This is a genomic window from Dokdonia sp. (assembly GCF_039945015.1).
Taxonomy (GTDB): Bacteria; Bacteroidota; Bacteroidia; order Flavobacteriales; family Flavobacteriaceae; genus Dokdonia.
Genome location: NZ_JBDUXP010000018.1, coordinates 254,258 through 274,137, shown reverse-complemented (window position 1 = coordinate 274,137; position 19,880 = coordinate 254,258). Strand labels below are relative to the sequence as shown.

The window sequence follows — 19,880 nt, the reverse complement described above, 5'->3', positions numbered from 1 at the left end:
GCGAAGTGCAAATAGTATAAAATCAATTATATGTCATCAAACAAGAAATACTGGAAAAGTGTCGATGAGCTTACTGAAAGCCCATTGGTTGAAACACTAAGACAGAATGAGTTTGTAGAAGAAATTCCGACAGATGAGTTTTTAGGCGATAAAGAAACCTTAGAAGAATCTCAAACAACACGTCGTGACTTCTTAAAGTACGTAGGATTCTCTACAGCAGCTGCATCGCTTGCAGCATGTGAGGGGCCTGTTATAAAGTCAATCCCTTACGTAGTACAACCAGAACAAATTGTGCCTGGTGTAGCAGATTATTATGCATCTACTATTGCAGATGGATTTGATTTTGCAAGTGTACTAGTAAAAACTCGTGAAGGAAGACCTATAAAAATTGAAAATAACAAACTTGCAAAAGCTGGTTATGGAGCAAATGCTCGTGTTCATGCATCTGTATTATCTATGTATGATCAGAATAGAGCACAAGGACCAACGGCAGCAGGGGAGTCAGTATCTTGGAGTGATATTGATCGTGGTGTTATGGGGCAATTAAATAGTGGTAAGAAAACTGTTTTATTGACACAGACATTTGCGAGTCCTTCTACAGAAAAACTGATTGCCGAGTTTGTTGAAAAATATCCAAATGTTTCTCATGTTGCATATGATGCAGTAGGAGAGCAATTTGCTCTTGATGCTTTTCAAGTAAAATATGGAGTACGTGCTCTTGCAGATTATGATTTCTCAAAAGCAGAAGTGATTGTATCTGTAGGTGCAGATTTCTTAGGAGATTGGAATGGTGGAGGATATGATGCTGGGTATGCAAAAGGACGTATACCAAAAGATGGTAAAATGTCTCGTCACTTCCAGTTTGAAGCAAATATGTCTTTATCTGGTGCAAATGCAGATGTGCGTGTTCCTGTAACACCTTCACAACAGAGAAAGGTGCTTAATGCATTAGCAGGTGGATCTACAGCAGATCTTCCTGAACATGTGAAGAAAGCAATTAATTCTGCTAGGAATGAATTTAAAGCGGCGGGAAGTAAAGGTATTATTGTAACTGGATTACAAGATGTGCCTTCACAAACGAAAGCATTAGAGTTAAATGCAAATAGCGAGGTGATCGATGTTGCTGCGCCTAGATTAACACGATCTGGAGATACGCGTGAAGTAACACAACTCGTAAAAGATATGAAGGCTGGTCAGGTAGGAATGTTAATTATGGCAGGAGTAAATCCTTCATATACACTTCCTAATGCTACCGCTTTTGATGAAGGTCTAGCTAAAGTTGGTGTTACTGTAGCATGTTCTATGCGTGCAGATGAAACAGCATCTAAAGCAACTCATATTGCTCCTACTCCTCATTACCTTGAGGCATGGGGAGATGTGCAGATCAAACAAGGAGAGGTTAGTATTACACAACCTACCATTCGCCCATTATTTGATACAAGACAATTTCAAGATAGTTTATTGACTTGGATGGGTGCAGATCAATCGTATTACGATTATCTTAAGTCGACTATGAGTGCCGCGGGTATTTCTTTTAACAAAGCAGTACATGATGGTGTTGTTATGACTAACGCTTTCGCGAAAGCGGAAACAACAACGACAGAAGCTTCTATAACAGAAGATGCTGGTCTTTCAAGTTCAAGTGTTCAAGAGAACGGTGAATTCGAATTGACCTTATATACAAAAACATCAATGGGAGATGGTAATCAAGCAAACAATCCTTGGTTGCAAGAAATGCCAGATCCTATTACAAGAGCTACTTGGGACAACTACATAACCATGTCTGAAGCTGATGCTAAGAAAAAAGAGTTATGGTTAGATCGTAGTACATTCTTTACAGAAGCACGTCATAATGCTAATGGAGGACTTAATGGTACACTTGCAAAAATCACTGTTAATGGTGTTGAACTAATTGCTCCAGTAATGGTGCAGCCTGGACAAGCAAACGGATCTATAGGTCTAGCACTTGGATATGGAAGAACAACTTCTATACAGAAGGATATGCAAACTGGAGTGAATGCATATAAATTAATGCAAAACTTTAGTGCTACGCAAGATGTTACTATAGAAAAAGTAGCAGGTGTTCATGAGTTTGCTGTGATACAATTACACAACACCTTAATGGGACGTGGTGATATTGTAAAAGAAACGAGACTTGAAATTTTTAATACAAAGAAGAAAGACGTTTGGAATGCAGTTCCAAAAGTGTCTAAAGATCACCAAGAATACGAAGTAACTTCTCCAGAAGTTGATCTGTGGGATGAATTTGATCGTTCTATAGGACATCACTTCAATCTTGGAATAGATTTAAATGCGTGTACAGGATGTGGCGCATGTGTGATTGCATGTCACGCAGAAAATAATGTTCCTGTAGTAGGGAAGTCTGAAGTACGTCGTAGCCGTGATATGCATTGGTTACGTATTGATAGATATTATTCTTCTAATGAAACTTTTGATGGTGATAACCAACAAAAGGATGATATGAATGGTCTTTGGGGTGATAATGGATCTCTTGGAGAGTTTGGAAGAATGGAAGATCCTTCAGCAAACCCGCAAGTGGCTTTTCAACCAGTTATGTGTCAGCACTGTAACCATGCTCCTTGTGAGACTGTATGTCCAGTAGCTGCAACATCACATGGTCGTCAAGGTCAAAATCATATGGCATATAACCGTTGTGTAGGTACTCGTTACTGTGCAAACAACTGTCCATATAAAGTACGTCGTTTTAACTGGTTCTTATATAATGGTAATGATGAATTTGATTACTTTATGAATAATGACTTAGGACGTATGGTAATTAATCCAGATGTAACAGTACGTTCTCGTGGAGTCATGGAGAAATGTTCTATGTGTATACAAATGACACAAAAAACAATTCTTGATGCGAAGCGTGAAGGACGTGAAGTTAAAGATGGGGAGTTTGCTACAGCATGTTCAAATGCGTGTACAAGTGGTGCATTAACCTTTGGAGACGTAAACGATACATCTAGTGATGTATACCATGAATCACAAGATGACAGAATGTATCACTTACTTGAGAGTGTTGGAACAAAACCAAATGTGTTCTATCAAACGAAAGTAAGAAATACAAAAGAAGCTTAATAACAACTAATCTAAAGAACTAATTATATAGGATTATGGCGCATTACGAAGCACCTATACGAAGACCACTAGTTACCGGCGATAAGACTTATCACGATGTAACGTTAGACGTTGCAGCTCCTGTAGAAGGACGTGCAAATAAGTCTTGGTGGATAGTGTTTACTATAGCATTGGCTGCATTTCTATGGGGAATAGGCTGTATTATTTATACCATTTCAAATGGTATTGGTAGTTGGGGTCTAAACAAAACTGTAGGATGGGCTTGGGATATCACCAACTTTGTATGGTGGGTAGGTATCGGTCACGCAGGAACACTAATTTCGGCAGTATTATTACTTTTCCGTCAGAAATGGCGTATGGCAATTAACCGTTCTGCAGAGGCGATGACTATCTTTTCTGTAGTACAAGCAGGATTGTTCCCAATTATTCACATGGGGCGTCCTTGGTTGGCATACTGGGTATTACCTATACCTAACCAATTTGGTTCTTTATGGGTAAACTTTAATTCACCACTTCTTTGGGATGTATTTGCAATATCAACATATCTGTCAGTTTCTTTAGTATTCTGGTGGACAGGATTACTTCCTGATTTTGCAATGATACGTGATCGCGCAGTAAAACCTTTCCAAAAAAAGATCTATAGTTTACTGTCTTTTGGATGGTCAGGACGAGCGAAGGATTGGCAACGTTTTGAAGAAGTATCATTGGTTCTTGCAGGTCTTGCAACACCACTTGTACTTTCTGTACATACGATTGTATCTTTTGACTTTGCAACGTCAGTGATTCCTGGATGGCATACTACGATATTCCCTCCTTACTTTGTTGCAGGAGCGGTATTCTCAGGATTTGCGATGGTAAACACATTACTTATTGTAATGCGTAAAGTGTCAAACTTAGAAAACTATATTACACTACAGCATATTGAATTGATGAACATTGTAATTATGATTACAGGTTCTATTGTAGGGGTGGCTTATATTACAGAGCTATTTATGTCTTGGTATTCTGGAGTAGAGTATGAACAATATGCATTCTTAAATCGTGCAACAGGACCTTATGCTTGGGCATACTGGAGTATGATGATATGTAATGTATTCTCTCCACAATTTATGTGGTTTCCTAAACTAAGGAGAAGTATTATGTTCTCTTTTGTTATCTCAATAGTAGTAAACATAGGAATGTGGTTTGAGCGTTTTGTAATTATCGTGACTTCATTGCACCGTGATTACCTTCCATCTTCTTGGACAATGTTTTCTCCTACATTTGTAGATATCGGGATCTTTATAGGGACGATCGGTTTCTTCTTTGTATTGTTTTTATTATATGCACGTACATTCCCAGTGATTGCACAAGCAGAAGTTAAAACAATTATGAAGTCTTCTGGTGAGAGATATAAAAACTTAAGAGAATCAGGACAATCATTAGTAGGTACAGGAGCGGATCCTCGTACATCTGGTGGTCCAGTAAAAATTAACTTAGGCGAAGGTACTGTGACAAAAGCAGCACCTGTAGTTGAAGCTGCCGATAAAAGCGTAGGTGATTTGTTAGGTACGCTAGGATCTTTTGATGCTAGTACGCAACAAGCAGATGATCTTAAGAAAGTAAGTGGTATTGGGCCAAAAATGGAAGAGAAGCTTAATGAGCTTGGTATCTTTACATTTGCTCAGGTAGCAAAAATGACTCAAAGAGAGTACGACCTTTTAGATAGTATTACAGGTTCATTCCCTGGTCGTGCAGAGCGCGATGATTGGGCTGGACAAGCAGCAAAACTTAATAACAACTAGTATGAGTACGGGATCACACGTTATACACGCACTTTATACAGATGACGACGTTTTAATGAACGCCGTTAAGGAGGCAAGAAAGAAACACTTACATATTAATGAAGTGTACACTCCGTTTCCTGTGCACGGACTTGATAAAGCAATGGGACTAGCTCCTACAAGATTAGCCATCACCGCATTTATGTATGGGTGTGTTGGACTTACAGTAGCAATTACAATGATGAATTTCATTATGATTGAAGATTGGCCTCAAGATATAGGAGGTAAACCTAGCTTTAGTTATATAGAAAACATGCCAGCATTTGTTCCTATTATGTTTGAGCTTACAGTGTTTTTTGCAGCGCATTTAATGGTCATTACTTTTTATATGCGTAGTAGACTTTGGCCATTTAAAAAAGCCGAAAATCCAGACGTAAGAACTACAGATGATCATTTCTTAATGGAAATTGATGCATCTGGACATGATGCTCAAGAGCTTGCAAATTTTCTTGTAGGAACAGGAGCAACAGAGATTAATTTAGTAGCAAACGAAGAATAAGGATACGCAATGAAGAATATATTCAAAATAGCTATCGTACTTATCGCCATTGTAAGTTTAGGATCTTGTAAAGAAGATAAGAAACCTAACTACCAGTATATGCCAAATATGTATGAATCTGTAGGGTATGAAACTTATGGAGATTATGAAATATTTGATCCAGTAACTGGAGGGTCAGAAGCGATGAAACCAGCAAAAGGATCTATTTCTAGAGGATGGATGCCTTATGAAATAGACAATACAACAGAAGGGAAAGAATTTGCAAAAACAAACCTTAAGAACCCATTGCCATATACCGAGGAAACTGAGGCAAAAGGGCAAGCGCTATATGATATATATTGTGGTATCTGTCACGGTAAAAAAGGTGATGGACAAGGACCACTTTTTAAGCGTGATAAAATACTAGGAATACCTGCATATAATGATGAAGGAAGAGCAATTACGGAAGGTAGTGTATATCACGTCATGTATTATGGTATTAACACTATGGGATCGTATGCTTCCCAAATGACAGAAGAAGAAATGTGGATGGTAGATCATTATGTAATGTCTTTAAAAGATAAACTAGATGGTAAAGAAGCTCGTGCATATGATGTAGTTGAGGCTGTACTTGAAATAGAGGGCATGCATGAAGAAGAAAGTCATAGTGGAGAAGAACATGGAACAGAAGAAGATCATGTTATCGAAGAAAATCACGGCACAGAGCACTAACCAAACTAACTGAAAAAGCGATAATTAAAGGATATGGAATATAAATTATCTAAAAACTTACGACTCACAGCTTTTATATTTATGGCTGTTGGTGCGCTATTGTTTACTGTAGACTATATAATGTTGCCTAAAACAACAGCTGAAGTTGCAGCTATGGAAGCAGCAGCAGAAGGACACGGAGCAGCAGAAGGACATGGAGAAGACGCTTCTCACGGTGTTGCTGATGCTCATGGTTCTGATCATGGAGATACTGGAGGTCACGAAATGTCTGAAGAAGAACATCTTGAACATACCTTAGGACAATACCAAAATAAACCTTGGTCCGCTATTTATATTGCAGCGTTCTTTTTCTTTATGATAGCACTTGCGTGCTTAGCGTTTTATGCAGTACAATACGCTTCCCAAGCTGGATGGTCACCTTTGGTACTTCGAGTAATGGAAGGAATTACGGCATATTTACTGCCTGGTAGTATCATTATGTTTATCCTATTATGTTTATCAAGCGCTCATGTAAACCATATGTTTCATTGGATGGACCCAGATCTATTAGTAGAAGGAGGTGATCATTATGATAAATTGATAGATGGTAAATCGGGATACTTAAATATTCCTTTTTTCTTAGGTAGAGCTGCCTTTTTTATATTAGGATGGAATCTTTATAGACACTTTGCATTAAAGTTTAGTAAGAATCAAGATGAAGCTACAGATAATAGATGGCATAAGAAGTCATTTAAAGCAGCAGCGATGTTCCTTGTGTTTTTTATCTATACAGAATCTATTATGTCTTGGGATTGGATTATGTCATTAGACCCACACTGGTTTAGTACATTATTTGGATGGTATGTATTTGCAGGAATGATGGTATGTGCGATTACAACAATTGCATTGGTAACCATGGTATTAAAATCTCAAGGATACTTAAAACAAGTAAATGATAGTCATATACATGATTTAGCAAAATTTATGTTTGCCTTTAGTATTTTTTGGACATACTTATGGTTCTCTCAATTTATGTTAATCTGGTATTCAAATATTCCAGAAGAGGTAACATACTTTATTACAAGAATAGAAGATTATAATCTTCCTTTCTTTGCAATGGTAGGAATGAATTTTGTGTTCCCATTATTGATATTAATGAATAGTGATTTCAAACGAGTAAACTGGTTTGTAGTTATGGCAGGTATAGTAATTCTATTAGGGCACTATGTAGATTTATTTAATATGGTTATGCCAGCAACTGTAGGAAAGTCTTGGTCGTTTGGTTTTGTAGAAATAGGATCATTGTTATTCTTCCTTGGATTATTCATCTTTGTAGTGTTTAGATCACTTACAAAACGTCCATTAGAGCCTAAGCGAAATCCGCTTATTGAAGAAAGTAAACATTTTCACTATTAGAATTTAGATAAAAGAAGTTAGAAAGCAATGACAGGTTTATTAGCACTCATCGTAGTAATTCTATTTGTAGTTACAATTTGGCAAATGTCAAAGATATTTAAGCTATCTCAGCTTAAAGGCACTGATGAAAACTCACAAGTAGCAAATGATAAGGACAACCGTATTAACGGGAAGTTGATGATTATGTTCCTTATTTTCATGTATTTTATAACTATATATTGTTTCTGGTACTATAGTAAATTTTACTTGCCAGAAGCATCATCAGAGCATGGATCAAGTTATGATAACTTAATGTTTATCTCTCTTGCTTTGATCATGGTTGTACAAGTTATTACACAAGCACTATTACATTACTTTGCGTATAAGTATCAAGGTAAGAAAGGAAATCGCGCTTTGTTTTATGCAGATAATGATAAATTGGAATTTATCTGGACAATTATACCAGTAATTGTTTTAGCAGGATTAATTATCTACGGATTATTTACCTGGTCAGATATTATGAACTTTGAAGAAGAGGAGGATGCTATTATAATTGAGCTGTATGCTAAGCGTTTTGCTTGGGAAGCTCGATATGCTGGTGATGATAATATATTAGGGAATGCAAATGTTCGTTTTATTGAAGGTGCAAATACTGTAGGTGTTGATATGAGTGATAGTGATGCAATGGATGATGTGATAACATCAGAATTGCATTTACCGGTAGGACGTCAAGTAATTTTTAAATTAAGATCACAAGATGTATTACACTCTGCTTATATGCCTCACTTCCGTGCACAAATGAATGTTGTGCCAGGTATGATTACACAATTTGCTTTTACACCATCAAAGACGACTGCTGAGATTCGTGAGACTGAGTATATGAAGGATAAGATGGAATTGATAAAAGGACTTCGAAAAGAAAAAAATAAAAAATCTATTGCAGCTGGAGACGGACCAATAGATGATTATGATGAGTTTGATTATTTCTTGCTATGTAATAAGATATGTGGAGCTTCACATTACAATATGCAAATGAAAATTGTTGTTGAAACCCAAGAAGAGTATGATGCTTGGATGGCTCAACAAGAAACAGTTGGGAAGTAAATCACATCAAACAAGTAAAATAAAACTAACAAAAGTTAAAGCATTAAGATTATGTCAGCAGACGCAGAAGCATTAGATCACGGACACGACGATCACGGACATCATCACCATAAAGAAACATTTGTAACAAAGTATATCTTTAGTACAGATCACAAGATGATCTCAAAGCAGTACCTTGTTACTGGTTTGATCATGGGTATTATAGGGATAGCAATGTCGTTACTCTTCCGTTTACAATTAGCTTGGCCAGATCATGAATTTACGATCTATGAAGTGCTTTTAGGTGATTGGGGTAAAGATGGAGTGATGGATCCTAATATTTATCTAGCTTTAATTACAATACACGGTACTATTATGGTATTCTTTGTATTAACAGCTGGTTTGAGTGGAACTTTTAGTAACCTATTAATTCCATTACAGATTGGAGCAAGAGATATGGCTTCAGGATTCTTAAATATGATATCCTACTGGTTATTCTTCCTTTCTTCAATAATTATGGTATTATCATTATTTGTAGAGTCAGGACCAGCAGCAGCTGGGTGGACGATATACCCTCCATTAAGTGCATTACCTAATAGTATTTCTGCTTCAGGAATGGGAATGACACTTTGGTTAGTTTCTATGGCAATATTTATTGCATCCTCTCTTTTAGGATCACTTAATTATGTGGTTACAGTATTAAATTTACGTACTAAAGGAATGACAATGACGCGTCTTCCTCTTACGATATGGGCATTTTTTGTAACAGCCGTTATTGGTATTGTTTCTTTCCCAGTATTACTATCTGCAGCATTAATGCTTATTATGGATAGAAGTTTTGGAACTTCATTCTTCCTTTCTGATATATACATAGGTGGAGAGGTATTACATAATTCTGGAGGTTCTCCAGTATTATTTGAGCACCTGTTTTGGTTCTTAGGACACCCTGAAGTATATATTGTATTATTACCAGCATTAGGAATAACATCAGAGATTATAGCAACCAATTCCCGAAAACCAATATTTGGATATCGAGCCATGGTAGCATCCATTCTTGCGATTGCATTCCTATCTACGATAGTATGGGGTCATCATATGTTTATTTCTGGTATGAATCCTTTCTTGGGATCTGTATTTACATTTACAACATTGTTGATCGCAATTCCATCTGCCGTTAAAGCCTTTAATTATATAACAACACTCTGGAAAGGAAACCTTCAGTTTAACCCCGGAATGTTATTTTCTATAGGATTAGTTTCTACATTTATCTCAGGAGGTTTAACAGGAATTATCCTTGGAGATAGTACATTGGATATTAATGTACACGATACATATTTTGTAGTAGCGCATTTCCACTTAGTAATGGGTATCTCTGCATTGTATGGTTTATTTGCAGGAGTATATCATTGGTTCCCTAAAATGTTTGAGGGAAGAATGATGAATAAAAATCTTGGATATGTTCACTTCTGGGTTACTGTAATAGGAGCTTATGGGATTTTCTTCCCAATGCACTTTATTGGTATGGCAGGTCTTCCAAGACGTTACTATACAAACTCAGCATTCCCATATTTTGATGATCTTGTAGATGTAAATGTTGCAATTACCATATTTGCATTTATAACGGGAGCTGCACAATTAGTATTCTTATACAACTTTATACATTCGATGTTCTATGGAAAGATAGGCGCTAAAAATCCTTGGAAATCTAATACATTAGAATGGACTGCAGAAGTAAAGCATATTCACGGAAACTGGGATGGACCTATTCCAGAAGTACACAGATGGTCTTATGACTATAGTAAATTAAATAAGGATGAGTCGGACTACGTAATCGCTGGTCAAGATTATCTTCCTCAGCATATTCCATTACAAGATAATGAAGAAGAAATGCATCACTAGTATGTGATATAAATTAATAAAAAACCCATTCTATTCAGGATGGGTTTTTTTATGATTATACATAAGACAATGAAAACTTTGTGAGATACTTTTTACGCTTTCGCGAAAGCGTACTCTCACAATTCTTATATTTGTGTAAGACCATTTCTAATGTATATCAGAAACGGTATAAATCTATTATATCTTGACCCTATGAATGAACATCTAGATCCAACGAGCGAAGGATACTCTAATGAAGAGATGGATGTTGAACGTGCATTGCGTCCACTATCCTTTGACGATTTTACAGGTCAGGATCAAGTGCTAGAAAATCTTAAAATTTTTGTGCAAGCAGCAAATTTAAGAGGAGAAGCTTTGGATCATACATTGTTTCATGGCCCTCCAGGTTTAGGAAAAACAACACTAGCAAATATTCTAGCTAATGAATTAGAGGTCAATATTAAAATTACTTCTGGTCCTGTACTAGATAAACCAGGAGACCTAGCAGGATTACTTACCAATTTAGACGAGAGAGATGTACTCTTTATAGATGAAATCCACAGATTAAGCCCTATCGTAGAAGAGTACTTATACTCAGCTATGGAAGATTATCGTATTGATATTATGATAGAAACAGGGCCCAATGCTAGATCTGTACAGATTGATTTAAGCCCGTTTACATTAGTAGGAGCAACAACGCGTTCAGGATTGTTAACAGCTCCTATGCGTGCTCGTTTCGGTATTTCTTCACGATTACAATATTATAGTACAGAGTTGTTAACTTCTATTGTACAGCGTAGTTCCCATATTTTAGGAGTTCCTATATCTATGGAAGCAGCCATAGAAATTGCTGGTAGAAGTAGAGGAACACCTCGTATAGCAAATGCATTATTGCGTCGTGTGAGGGATTTTGCTCAAATAAAAGGAAATGGAAATATAGATATTGCAATTGCAAAGTATAGTTTAGAAGCACTTCATGTAGATGCTCATGGTCTTGATGAAATGGATAATAAAATACTTGCTACAATTATAGATAAATTTAAAGGTGGTCCCGTAGGTATAACAACACTTGCTACAGCAGTTTCTGAAAGTGCAGAAACGATAGAAGAAGTCTATGAACCTTTCCTAATACAACAAGGATTTATTATGCGTACACCTAGAGGAAGGGAAGTGACAGAAGAAGCATATCGTCACCTAGGAAGAGTAAAAGGACCTACTCAGGGAGGACTGTTTTAGAGAATCATAAGAATAAAGAAAATGCATTTAATAAACGATGTTTATTTGCATGCTATTAAGTGATGCAATCTGAATGCAAAGAGTATAGATGAAAGAAAAAATAATCCCTACAGTTTCGTTTTTTAAGTTTCTTAAAAATGCCAGTAAGATTGTTAAAAATCCTTTGCCTTTCCATCATCAAAATTTTGAAGAGAAAGGAGATACATTTCGATTAAAATTGGGACTTGGAAACTCTGTTATATTTTCTAGAAATCCTGACTTTGCCTTATATACACTTCAAAAAAATCAACGTAATTATACAAAATCTAAAATTCAGACAAAAGACCTTTCAAAATATGTAGGTAAAGGATTGCTTACTGCCGAAGGTGAACTCTGGAAAAAGCAACGGCGTTTAATTCAGCCAGCTTTTCATAAGAAGCAACTAGAACAACTGCTAGATACTGTTTTAGAAGTAATTAAGGAAGAGGTAGATCATATAAAACCTAATATCCCAATAGATATTTTTCCTATTTTAAATGATCTGGCATTTCAAACGGTCGCAAAAGCATTGTTTAAATCTGAGATAGATACACCTGTGATAGAACGGCTCCAATATATTACAGAGGCTGCACAGCAAATGCTTGTGAAAGAATTAAGGCAACCTTTTAAAACGCTGTATTTTAAATATGGAGGGCCAATTAAAAAGCACATTAATCTGACTATAGAGGCGAGAACAATTCTTAAAAAACTAGTAGATGAACGACTAGAAAGCGATCAACGACAGGGTGATTTATTAGATATGTTGCTTGATGCTCGCTATGAAGATGGTACGGCTATGGAGGAGTCGCAACTTCTAGATGAAATATTGATTCTTTTTGTAGCTGGCCATGAGACAACTTCAAATGCACTTACATTTATATTACAATTACTAGCTAGGCATCAAGATGTGCAAGAAAGGGTGTATGCTGAGCACGCTTTCGCGAAAGCGAACACAACATCTTCATTAGATTATATTAAAGCATGTGAGTATACCAAACAGGTTATAGAAGAAGGTATGCGATTATATCCACCAGCTTATTTTGTAGATCGAGTTAATTATGAAGAAGATTCTTTTAATGGGATTACTATATCAAAAGAGTCTAATTTGCTTTTTTCAATCATAGAGATTCATATGCATAAAGATTTTTGGGAAGAACCGGAGGTTTTTAATCCAGATCGTTTTGCAAATAATGCAGGGATGAAACATAAAGCATATTTGCCTTTTGGTGCAGGACCTAGAATGTGTATCGGGAATAATTTTGCAATGTATGAAATGGTCTTAGCTATTACAGAAGTTGTGCAACGCTATAAAATAATAGCAGAGGATACACCTATAGAAATCAAACCTTTGATTACCTTAAAGCCTCAAAATGCAATTTTAGAATTTATTCCTCGCGATTAAAGTGATAGAGAATCGAGCAAAACATACCGCTCTTATTAAAACCGAAGCAAAACGCTTGGGATTTATGTCTTGCGGTATATCAAAAGCAGGTTTTTTAGAAGAAGAAGCGCCTCGTCTTGAGCAGTGGCTTAAAGACCAAATGAACGGGGAAATGCAGTATATGGAAAACCACTTTGATAAACGATTAGATCCTACAAAACTAGTAGAAGGATCTAAAAGTGTGATTTCTTTATTGCTTAATTACTACCCAAGTGAAGTCCAAAAAGAAGGTTCTTATAAGATCTCAAAATATGCGTATGGGAGAGATTATCATTTTGTTATTAAGGATAAACTCAAAGAATTACTTCATCATATCCAGTCTGAAATAGGAGATGTACATGGTCGTGCCTTTGTAGATAGCGCACCGGTTCTTGATAAGGCTTGGGCTGTAAAAAGCGGACTAGGATGGATGGGGAAGCATAGTAATGTGTTATCAAAAAAAGCAGGTTCTTTTTATTTTATAGCAGAGCTTATCGTAGACCTAGATTTAGAATACGATCTTCCTGTGACAGATCACTGTGGGAGTTGTACAGCGTGTATAGACGCCTGTCCGACACAAGCGATTGTTGAACCTTATAAAGTAGATGGGAGTAAATGTATCAGTTATTTTACGATCGAATTAAAAGATGCCATTCCTACCTCTGTAAAAGGATCATTTGATGATTGGGTCTTTGGGTGTGATGTGTGCCAAGATGTATGTCCTTGGAATCGCTTTAGTACATCACATAGTGAGCCCTTATTTGACCCCAACCCAAAGTTATTAGATTACACAAAGAAAGAGTGGGAAGAAATTACCCAAGAAGTGTTTTCTGAAATTTTTAAAAAATCTGCCGTAAAACGAACCAAATATTCTGGCTTACTTCGCAACATACAGTTTATAAAGGAATAGTGTTCTTTTTATATGATATTTTAGTTGTTTTTACGAAATCGTTTTCGTTGAGTATTTCCTATAATACCCATAAAATTCCAGAAAAATGCAGATATTACTACTATGAAAAGTACTATTTGTAAATACGTGGTATTCTTCCTTTATTAAAAATAAGCGACATGTTTAAAAACATTAAAAAACCAAAACTTTCTTTTTGGCAAATATTCAATATGAATGTTGGATTTCTTGGGATTCAATTTAGTTTTGGATTACAACAAACAGCCATTAACCCTATCTTTTTATACCTAGGAGCTGCTGAGGATTTACTTCCTATTTTAAATATTGCCGGACCCATTACAGGGCTTATTGTGCAACCCATTATTGGAGCAATAAGTGATAAAACGTGGTCGCCAAAATTTGGGCGTAGAAAACCATTTTTCTTGATTGGAGCTATCATAGGGAGTTTATGCCTATTTGCATTTCCTTTTAGCCCTACGCTTTGGATTGCAGTCTCACTACTTTGGCTTTTAGATATAGGTAATAATATGGCAATGGAACCATACAGAGCTTTTGTGGGAGATAAATTACCAGAAAAACAATTAAGTCTAGGGTATCAAATGCAAAGCCTATTTGTTGGAGCTGGGATATTGCTCGCAACGGCCTCTATATTTTTATTTCAGGATTGGTTTAGCTTACCTGAAGGTGTTAGTGAAGCGGTGGGGAAGATTCCTAAGTGGCTTTATTACTCCTTTTTTATAGGAGCTGTTTTATCCTTGACTACTATTATTTGGTCAGTTTTGAAAACACCTGAAATACCACCAAGTGATGAAGAAATGGAAGAAGTCAATGCATATAAAAGGTTGTCATTTGGAGAACGTTTTAAGCAGCCTTTTGTTGAGATCGCTTCTACAATAAAAGGAATGCCTAAGTTTATGTGGAAAATAGCTGCTATTTATCTTTTTCAATGGTATGCCTTATTTGTGTATTGGCAATTTATAGTTCCTCTATTTAAAGTGACCATGGGGTTTGATACGGGAGAAGCTGCTGCTCAAGCAGCAAAAATGAGTACAACGTATAATGTTGTCACGATGCTTGTAGCTTTAGCGCTTGTGCCTTTAACGGTTAAATTTGGAGGGAAAAGAGTATATGCTTTAAGTCTAATAGGCTCTGCGATTGCTCTTTTTACCATTCCTTATATAAATGATACTACTTTGGTATTGCTTCCTATGATTTTATTTGGAGTAGGTTGGGCAGCTATGATGGGAATCCCATATACAATGGTTTCAAAAATAGTTCCTCAAGGAAAACGTGGGATTTATATGGGAATACTTAATATGATGATTGTTATTCCTATGGGCATTGAGACAATAACCTTCGGACCTATTTATAAATATTTATTAGGTGGTAATGCAGTAAATGCGATCCTTTTTGGAGGGGTGTTTTTTGCTATAGCAGCGATACTTGCATTGCGACTTAAACACTCTCCCTCAGAAGCAGTTTCCTAGTAATACTATACCATTGTTATTTATACATATAAGCATATGAAAAATTTCGGAATTAAGCTTTCACTCTTTCTTAATTATTTTGTTTTTGCATTTTTATTAAATAGTGTAGGAACAGTTATTTTACAAGTTCAAAGAAATTTTGATGTCACTAAAGCCGATGCAAGTATTTTGGAAGGGTTTAAAGATATTCCCATAGCAATTGCATCATTTATATTAGCCTCTTTTTTGCCCAAGATTGGCCTAAAGAAGTCAATGCTCATTGGATTAGGAATAGTGACAGTTATGTGTTTTGCAACAACTTTCAGTAATGATTTCTGGTTCTTTAAACTATTATTTCTGGCAATAGGAGTTTCATTTGCTCTTGTTAAAGTCTCTGTGTTTGCAACTATAGGTTTAATTACAAGTAACCAAAAAGAACACGGGAGCTTTATGGGAATCTTAGAAGCCATATTTATGGCTGGTATATTGGTAGGAAATATTGCTTTTAGTTTTTTTATTGATGATAATAACCCAAAATCTGCTGGTTGGCTAAATATGTATTGGTTTATGGGAGCGCTATCATTAATTGCATTTTTTGTTTTGTTGATATCCAAATTTGATGAAAAGGCAGCAAAGATTGAGCAACGCAAATTTTCTGAAGATTTTAAAGAAATGTTATTGCTTATTATAAAACCACTGACAATAGTATTTATAGTAAGTATATTTATGTACGTTCTAATTGAACAAAGCTTTCAGACGTGGTTGCCTACCTTTTATCAAGATATACTAAAAACTCCACCAAGTATGGCAGTTCAAGCAGGTGCTAGTCTTGCAGGTGTAATTATGATTGGACGTTTTTTAGGCGGTGTTTTGTTAAGTCGTATCAAATGGATTTATCTTTTAAGTTTTTGTTTAGCAGCAGCAGCAATTATCGTGATATTAGTTTTACCATTAGCCGAAAATGTAACTATTAATTCCTCAGTAGATTGGTCAAATGCACCTGTTGCAGCTTATTTATTACCCTTGTTAGGCTTGTTTTTAGCTCCAATTTACCCAACATTAAATTCAACAATATTATCTGCATTGCCAAAACATATGCATAGTTCGATGGCTGGACTAATCGTTGTTTTTTCTGCTTTAGGAGGAACATTTGGATCATTTATAACTGGAAATTTATTTGATGTAGTAGGTGGAGATAAAGTGTTTTATTTTACACTAATTCCGTTAACCTTGATTCTTGTTTCTATATGGATTTTATATAAAATGATTAACCGAAAAGAGATTGCACAAAATGAACTTCAAGGGTAATATAGAAGAAACGCTTCTGCGGTTATTGAAGCAAGAAGATACCGATGGGGATAAGAAAATCACCATAGAAGATAAAGGGCCTAAAGCATTTACTGTAGATCTTTTTTCTGAGTACGCTTTCGCGAAAGCGTATACCATAACAACAACGTATCATCTCTCAAACTTCTTACAAGAACTGGCATTAGAAAAAGCACTTGAGAAAGTAGATGCAAATATCCCGTTGTCAAAAATAGAAGAGTCACCTACTACGCGTGTCTCTAGAATGATTAAAGACTATTTTTGGGATGACCTTACACGTACACTAGATGCCGAAGGATTACGTAAAAGTGTAGGAGATGATAAGGCAGAAGATACTACACAACGACTATATGTTCCAGCAACCGATATAGAGGGAATAGCTTATTACGGATCTATCCAAGATCAATTTCCTCATCTTGAGATCATCATATTACCAGAAGATATTACTCCAGAATATGTAAAGTCTATTAATGAAGCACCTGGTGTTTTATCGCTTGCATTACAGGATGGAAAAGGAGTTCCTTTTGTGGTGCCTGGAGGACGTTTTAATGAGATGTATGGGTGGGATAGTTATTTTGAAGGCGTAGGATTGTTGCTTAATGGTCGAGTAGACTTAGCCAAAGCCATGGTTGATAATTTCTGTTATCAGATTACGCATTATGGTAAAATACTCAATGCAAATCGTTCCTATTACCTCACACGTACACAACCTCCTTTTCTGAGTTCGTTTATCCATGAAGTTTATGAAGCAGATCCATCTGTTGGAAAAGAGTGGTTAGCAAGCGTATTAAGAGTAGCTATTCAAGAGTATGAAACCGTATGGATGCAAGCGCCGCGTCTTACAGAAAATGGATTAAATCGTTATTATGCACAAGGTATAGGGATTCCTCCAGAGACTGAAGAGGGACATTTTGATGATGTTTTATCCGCTTTCGCGAAAAATGCGAGCCGCACAGGAAATGATGAAGAATCACTTTCTGTAAAAGAATACGCAAAACAATACCAATCGGGAGCGATACAAGAGCCAAAACTAGATACTTATTTTACACATGATCGTAGCTTGCGCGAAAGCGGTCACGACACTTCTTGGCGCCTTGATGATGTATGTGCAGATCTTAATGTGGTAGATCTAAATAGCCTGCTATATAAATATGAGATCGACTTTGGGTATATAATCGACACCTATTTTGATGGAGTGTTTGAAGGATTTCATGGGGCCTATTGGTATACGGTAGCTTTTGAAAGAGCAGAACGTATGGATGCACTGATGTGGAATGAAGAAGCGGGGCAATATTTTGATTATAATTTTAAAACAGGAAAGCAAACCAATTTTGAGAGTGCTTCAAACTATTTTCCACTTTGGGCAGGACTTGTAGGTAAAGAAAGGGCCACAAAAATTACCAAAAATTTAATGCGTGATCTCAAAGAAAAAGGAGGGGTAGCTGGCACATCAAAAAGGATGTATGCAGAAGTTCCAGAAGAAGCTGTTCAGAGACAATGGGATTATCCTAATGGTTGGGCACCACATCAAATGATAATTTGGGGCGGACTCAAAATACATGGCTTAGAAACAGAATTACAAGAACTCATCTATAGATGGTTGTGGATGATTACCAAAAACGCTGTAGACTATAATGGAACCATTCCAGAAAAATATGATGTTGTTGCTTGTACACATAAAGTATATGCAGAGTATGGTAATGTAGGAACTGAGTTTGATTATATCACAACAAGTGGTTTTGGGTGGATGAATGCATCTTATCAATATGGTTTATCAATTTTAACACTAGATCTAAGAAATAAATTGGATTTGTTGGTAGATCCAGATGTATTGTTTTAGTAATTTTAATCAATAATTGATAATCTTTTGACCTCCTATCAACATTCCATAGAACTCCTTAAAAAAGTAGCTACAGAACGTGGCTTTCTCGCAAGCGCAAATGATATTGCAAATTATAGACGTGTCTGGGCAAGAGATGGTGTGATTTGTGGTCTTGCAGGTTTGTTGGATGGCGACAAAACATTAGTCGAAGCGATGAAAAATACATTGCTTACACTAGCAAGTCATCAGCATGAACGAGGCATGATACCATCTAATGTGCATTTTGATGGAAATGTACCTTCTGTGAGTTTTGGAGGTCTTGCAGGTCGTGTAGATACGGTGGCTTGGTTTATTATAGGTGTTTGCCAATATGTATATAAAACGAAAGATCAAGATTTTTTTGAACAACTTAAACCAGCCATGATGAAAGGGTTTGAAATTCAACAAAGTTGGGAATATAATGATGGTGACTTGATGTATGTGCCTCGGAGTGGTAATTGGGCAGATGAGTACCCTACACAGGGTTTTATACTTTATGATCAATTGCTACGTATATGGGCTTTGCGTTGCTACCTTCATTTTGAGAAAGAGGAAACATTAGAAGCAAAAGAAAAAGCAATTACGGCAAAAGTAATTGCAAACTATAAAAAAACAGAAGGGAGCAAAAATCACTATCACCCTAAAGCATATAGTGCTTTAAAAATGACTTCGTATTGGGTTGCATCTTTGGAGCCTGCGGGGTATCAAACGCAGTTTGACAGCTTTGCAAATAGTTTATCTTTGTTATTAAAAATTGGAACTACTACAGATCAAAAAGAACTTGTAGCTTATACAGAGAACATAAGAAGTACATTGAATTTACAATTAATGCCTGCTTTTTGGCCAGTGATTAAAGAAGGTGATCCAGACTGGCAATGGCTTACAAATAATTGTAAATATGAATTTCGTAATTACCCTTATGAATTTCATAATGGCGGAACTTGGCAAATGGTCAATGGCTTTTATGGTATAGGATTGGTGTATGCAGACGAAATAGAGAAAGCAAAAGAAGTATTAGCTCAAATAGATACATTAAACCAAAAAGAGAACTGGAGTTTCTATGAGAACTTTAATTCGAAAACAGGTGAATCTAATGGTGTTCCTTTTTGTGCATGGAGTGCAGCGGGAAGCATATTGTTGAAACAAACGTTAACTGCAAATAAACTATTAATATAA

14 protein-coding genes are annotated in these 19,880 nt (G+C 36.2%); all 14 read left to right on the top strand.

What is annotated here, in order from left to right; all coding sequences use genetic code 11:
- Positions 1-30: 30 nt before the first annotated feature.
- Positions 31-3,102: a TAT-variant-translocated molybdopterin oxidoreductase gene (locus ABJD27_RS12855; protein WP_348165354.1), complete on the top strand. Its 3,072-nt coding sequence runs from the start codon at positions 31-33 to the stop codon at positions 3,100-3,102.
- A gap of 32 nt (positions 3,103-3,134) precedes the next feature.
- On the top strand, positions 3,135-4,886 hold the full coding sequence (nrfD, locus tag ABJD27_RS12850; RefSeq protein WP_348165652.1) for an NrfD/PsrC family molybdoenzyme membrane anchor subunit: 1,752 nt from the start codon (positions 3,135-3,137) through the stop codon (positions 4,884-4,886).
- A 1-nt stretch (position 4,887) separates the two neighbouring features.
- Positions 4,888-5,424, top strand: a complete 537-nt coding sequence (locus ABJD27_RS12845) for a DUF3341 domain-containing protein (protein ID WP_348165351.1) — start codon at positions 4,888-4,890, stop codon at positions 5,422-5,424.
- A gap of 9 nt (positions 5,425-5,433) precedes the next feature.
- A complete protein-coding gene (locus tag ABJD27_RS12840) occupies positions 5,434-6,135 on the top strand; it encodes a cytochrome c (protein ID WP_348165349.1) in 702 nt (233 codons plus the stop codon).
- 33 nt (positions 6,136-6,168) lie between these two features.
- Positions 6,169-7,530, top strand: a complete 1,362-nt coding sequence (locus tag ABJD27_RS12835; protein ID WP_348165346.1) for a quinol:cytochrome C oxidoreductase — start codon at positions 6,169-6,171, stop codon at positions 7,528-7,530.
- Positions 7,531-7,557: 27 nt separating this feature from the next.
- On the top strand, positions 7,558-8,613 hold the full coding sequence (locus tag ABJD27_RS12830) for a cytochrome c oxidase subunit II (protein WP_348165343.1): 1,056 nt from the start codon (positions 7,558-7,560) through the stop codon (positions 8,611-8,613).
- 51 nt (positions 8,614-8,664) lie between these two features.
- The gene (locus tag ABJD27_RS12825) at positions 8,665-10,491 is read left to right on the top strand and encodes a cbb3-type cytochrome c oxidase subunit I (protein WP_348165340.1); all 1,827 of its coding nucleotides are present in this window, start codon (positions 8,665-8,667) and stop codon (positions 10,489-10,491) included.
- Between the two features lie 192 nt (positions 10,492-10,683).
- Positions 10,684-11,706, top strand: a complete 1,023-nt coding sequence (gene ruvB / locus ABJD27_RS12820; RefSeq protein ID WP_348165337.1) for a Holliday junction branch migration DNA helicase RuvB — start codon at positions 10,684-10,686, stop codon at positions 11,704-11,706.
- A gap of 88 nt (positions 11,707-11,794) precedes the next feature.
- Positions 11,795-13,126: a cytochrome P450 gene (locus ABJD27_RS12815; protein ID WP_348165334.1), complete on the top strand. Its 1,332-nt coding sequence runs from the start codon at positions 11,795-11,797 to the stop codon at positions 13,124-13,126.
- Positions 13,127-13,130: 4 nt separating this feature from the next.
- Positions 13,131-14,054 carry a tRNA epoxyqueuosine(34) reductase QueG gene (gene queG, locus ABJD27_RS12810; protein ID WP_348165649.1) on the top strand — a complete coding sequence of 308 codons (924 nt, stop codon included), beginning with the start codon at positions 13,131-13,133 and terminating at the stop codon, positions 14,052-14,054.
- Between the two features lie 158 nt (positions 14,055-14,212).
- The gene (locus ABJD27_RS12805; protein WP_348165331.1) at positions 14,213-15,538 is read left to right on the top strand and encodes an MFS transporter; all 1,326 of its coding nucleotides are present in this window, start codon (positions 14,213-14,215) and stop codon (positions 15,536-15,538) included.
- 36 nt (positions 15,539-15,574) lie between these two features.
- Positions 15,575-16,825: an MFS transporter gene (locus tag ABJD27_RS12800; protein WP_348165328.1), complete on the top strand. Its 1,251-nt coding sequence runs from the start codon at positions 15,575-15,577 to the stop codon at positions 16,823-16,825.
- Complete coding sequence (locus ABJD27_RS12795; RefSeq protein ID WP_348165325.1) at positions 16,809-18,683, top strand: alpha,alpha-trehalase; 1,875 nt, start codon at positions 16,809-16,811, stop codon at positions 18,681-18,683. The genes ABJD27_RS12800 and ABJD27_RS12795 overlap by 17 nt, the downstream gene beginning before the upstream one ends.
- Before the next feature lie 27 nt (positions 18,684-18,710).
- Complete coding sequence (locus tag ABJD27_RS12790) at positions 18,711-19,880, top strand: glycoside hydrolase 100 family protein (RefSeq protein WP_348165322.1); 1,170 nt, start codon at positions 18,711-18,713, stop codon at positions 19,878-19,880.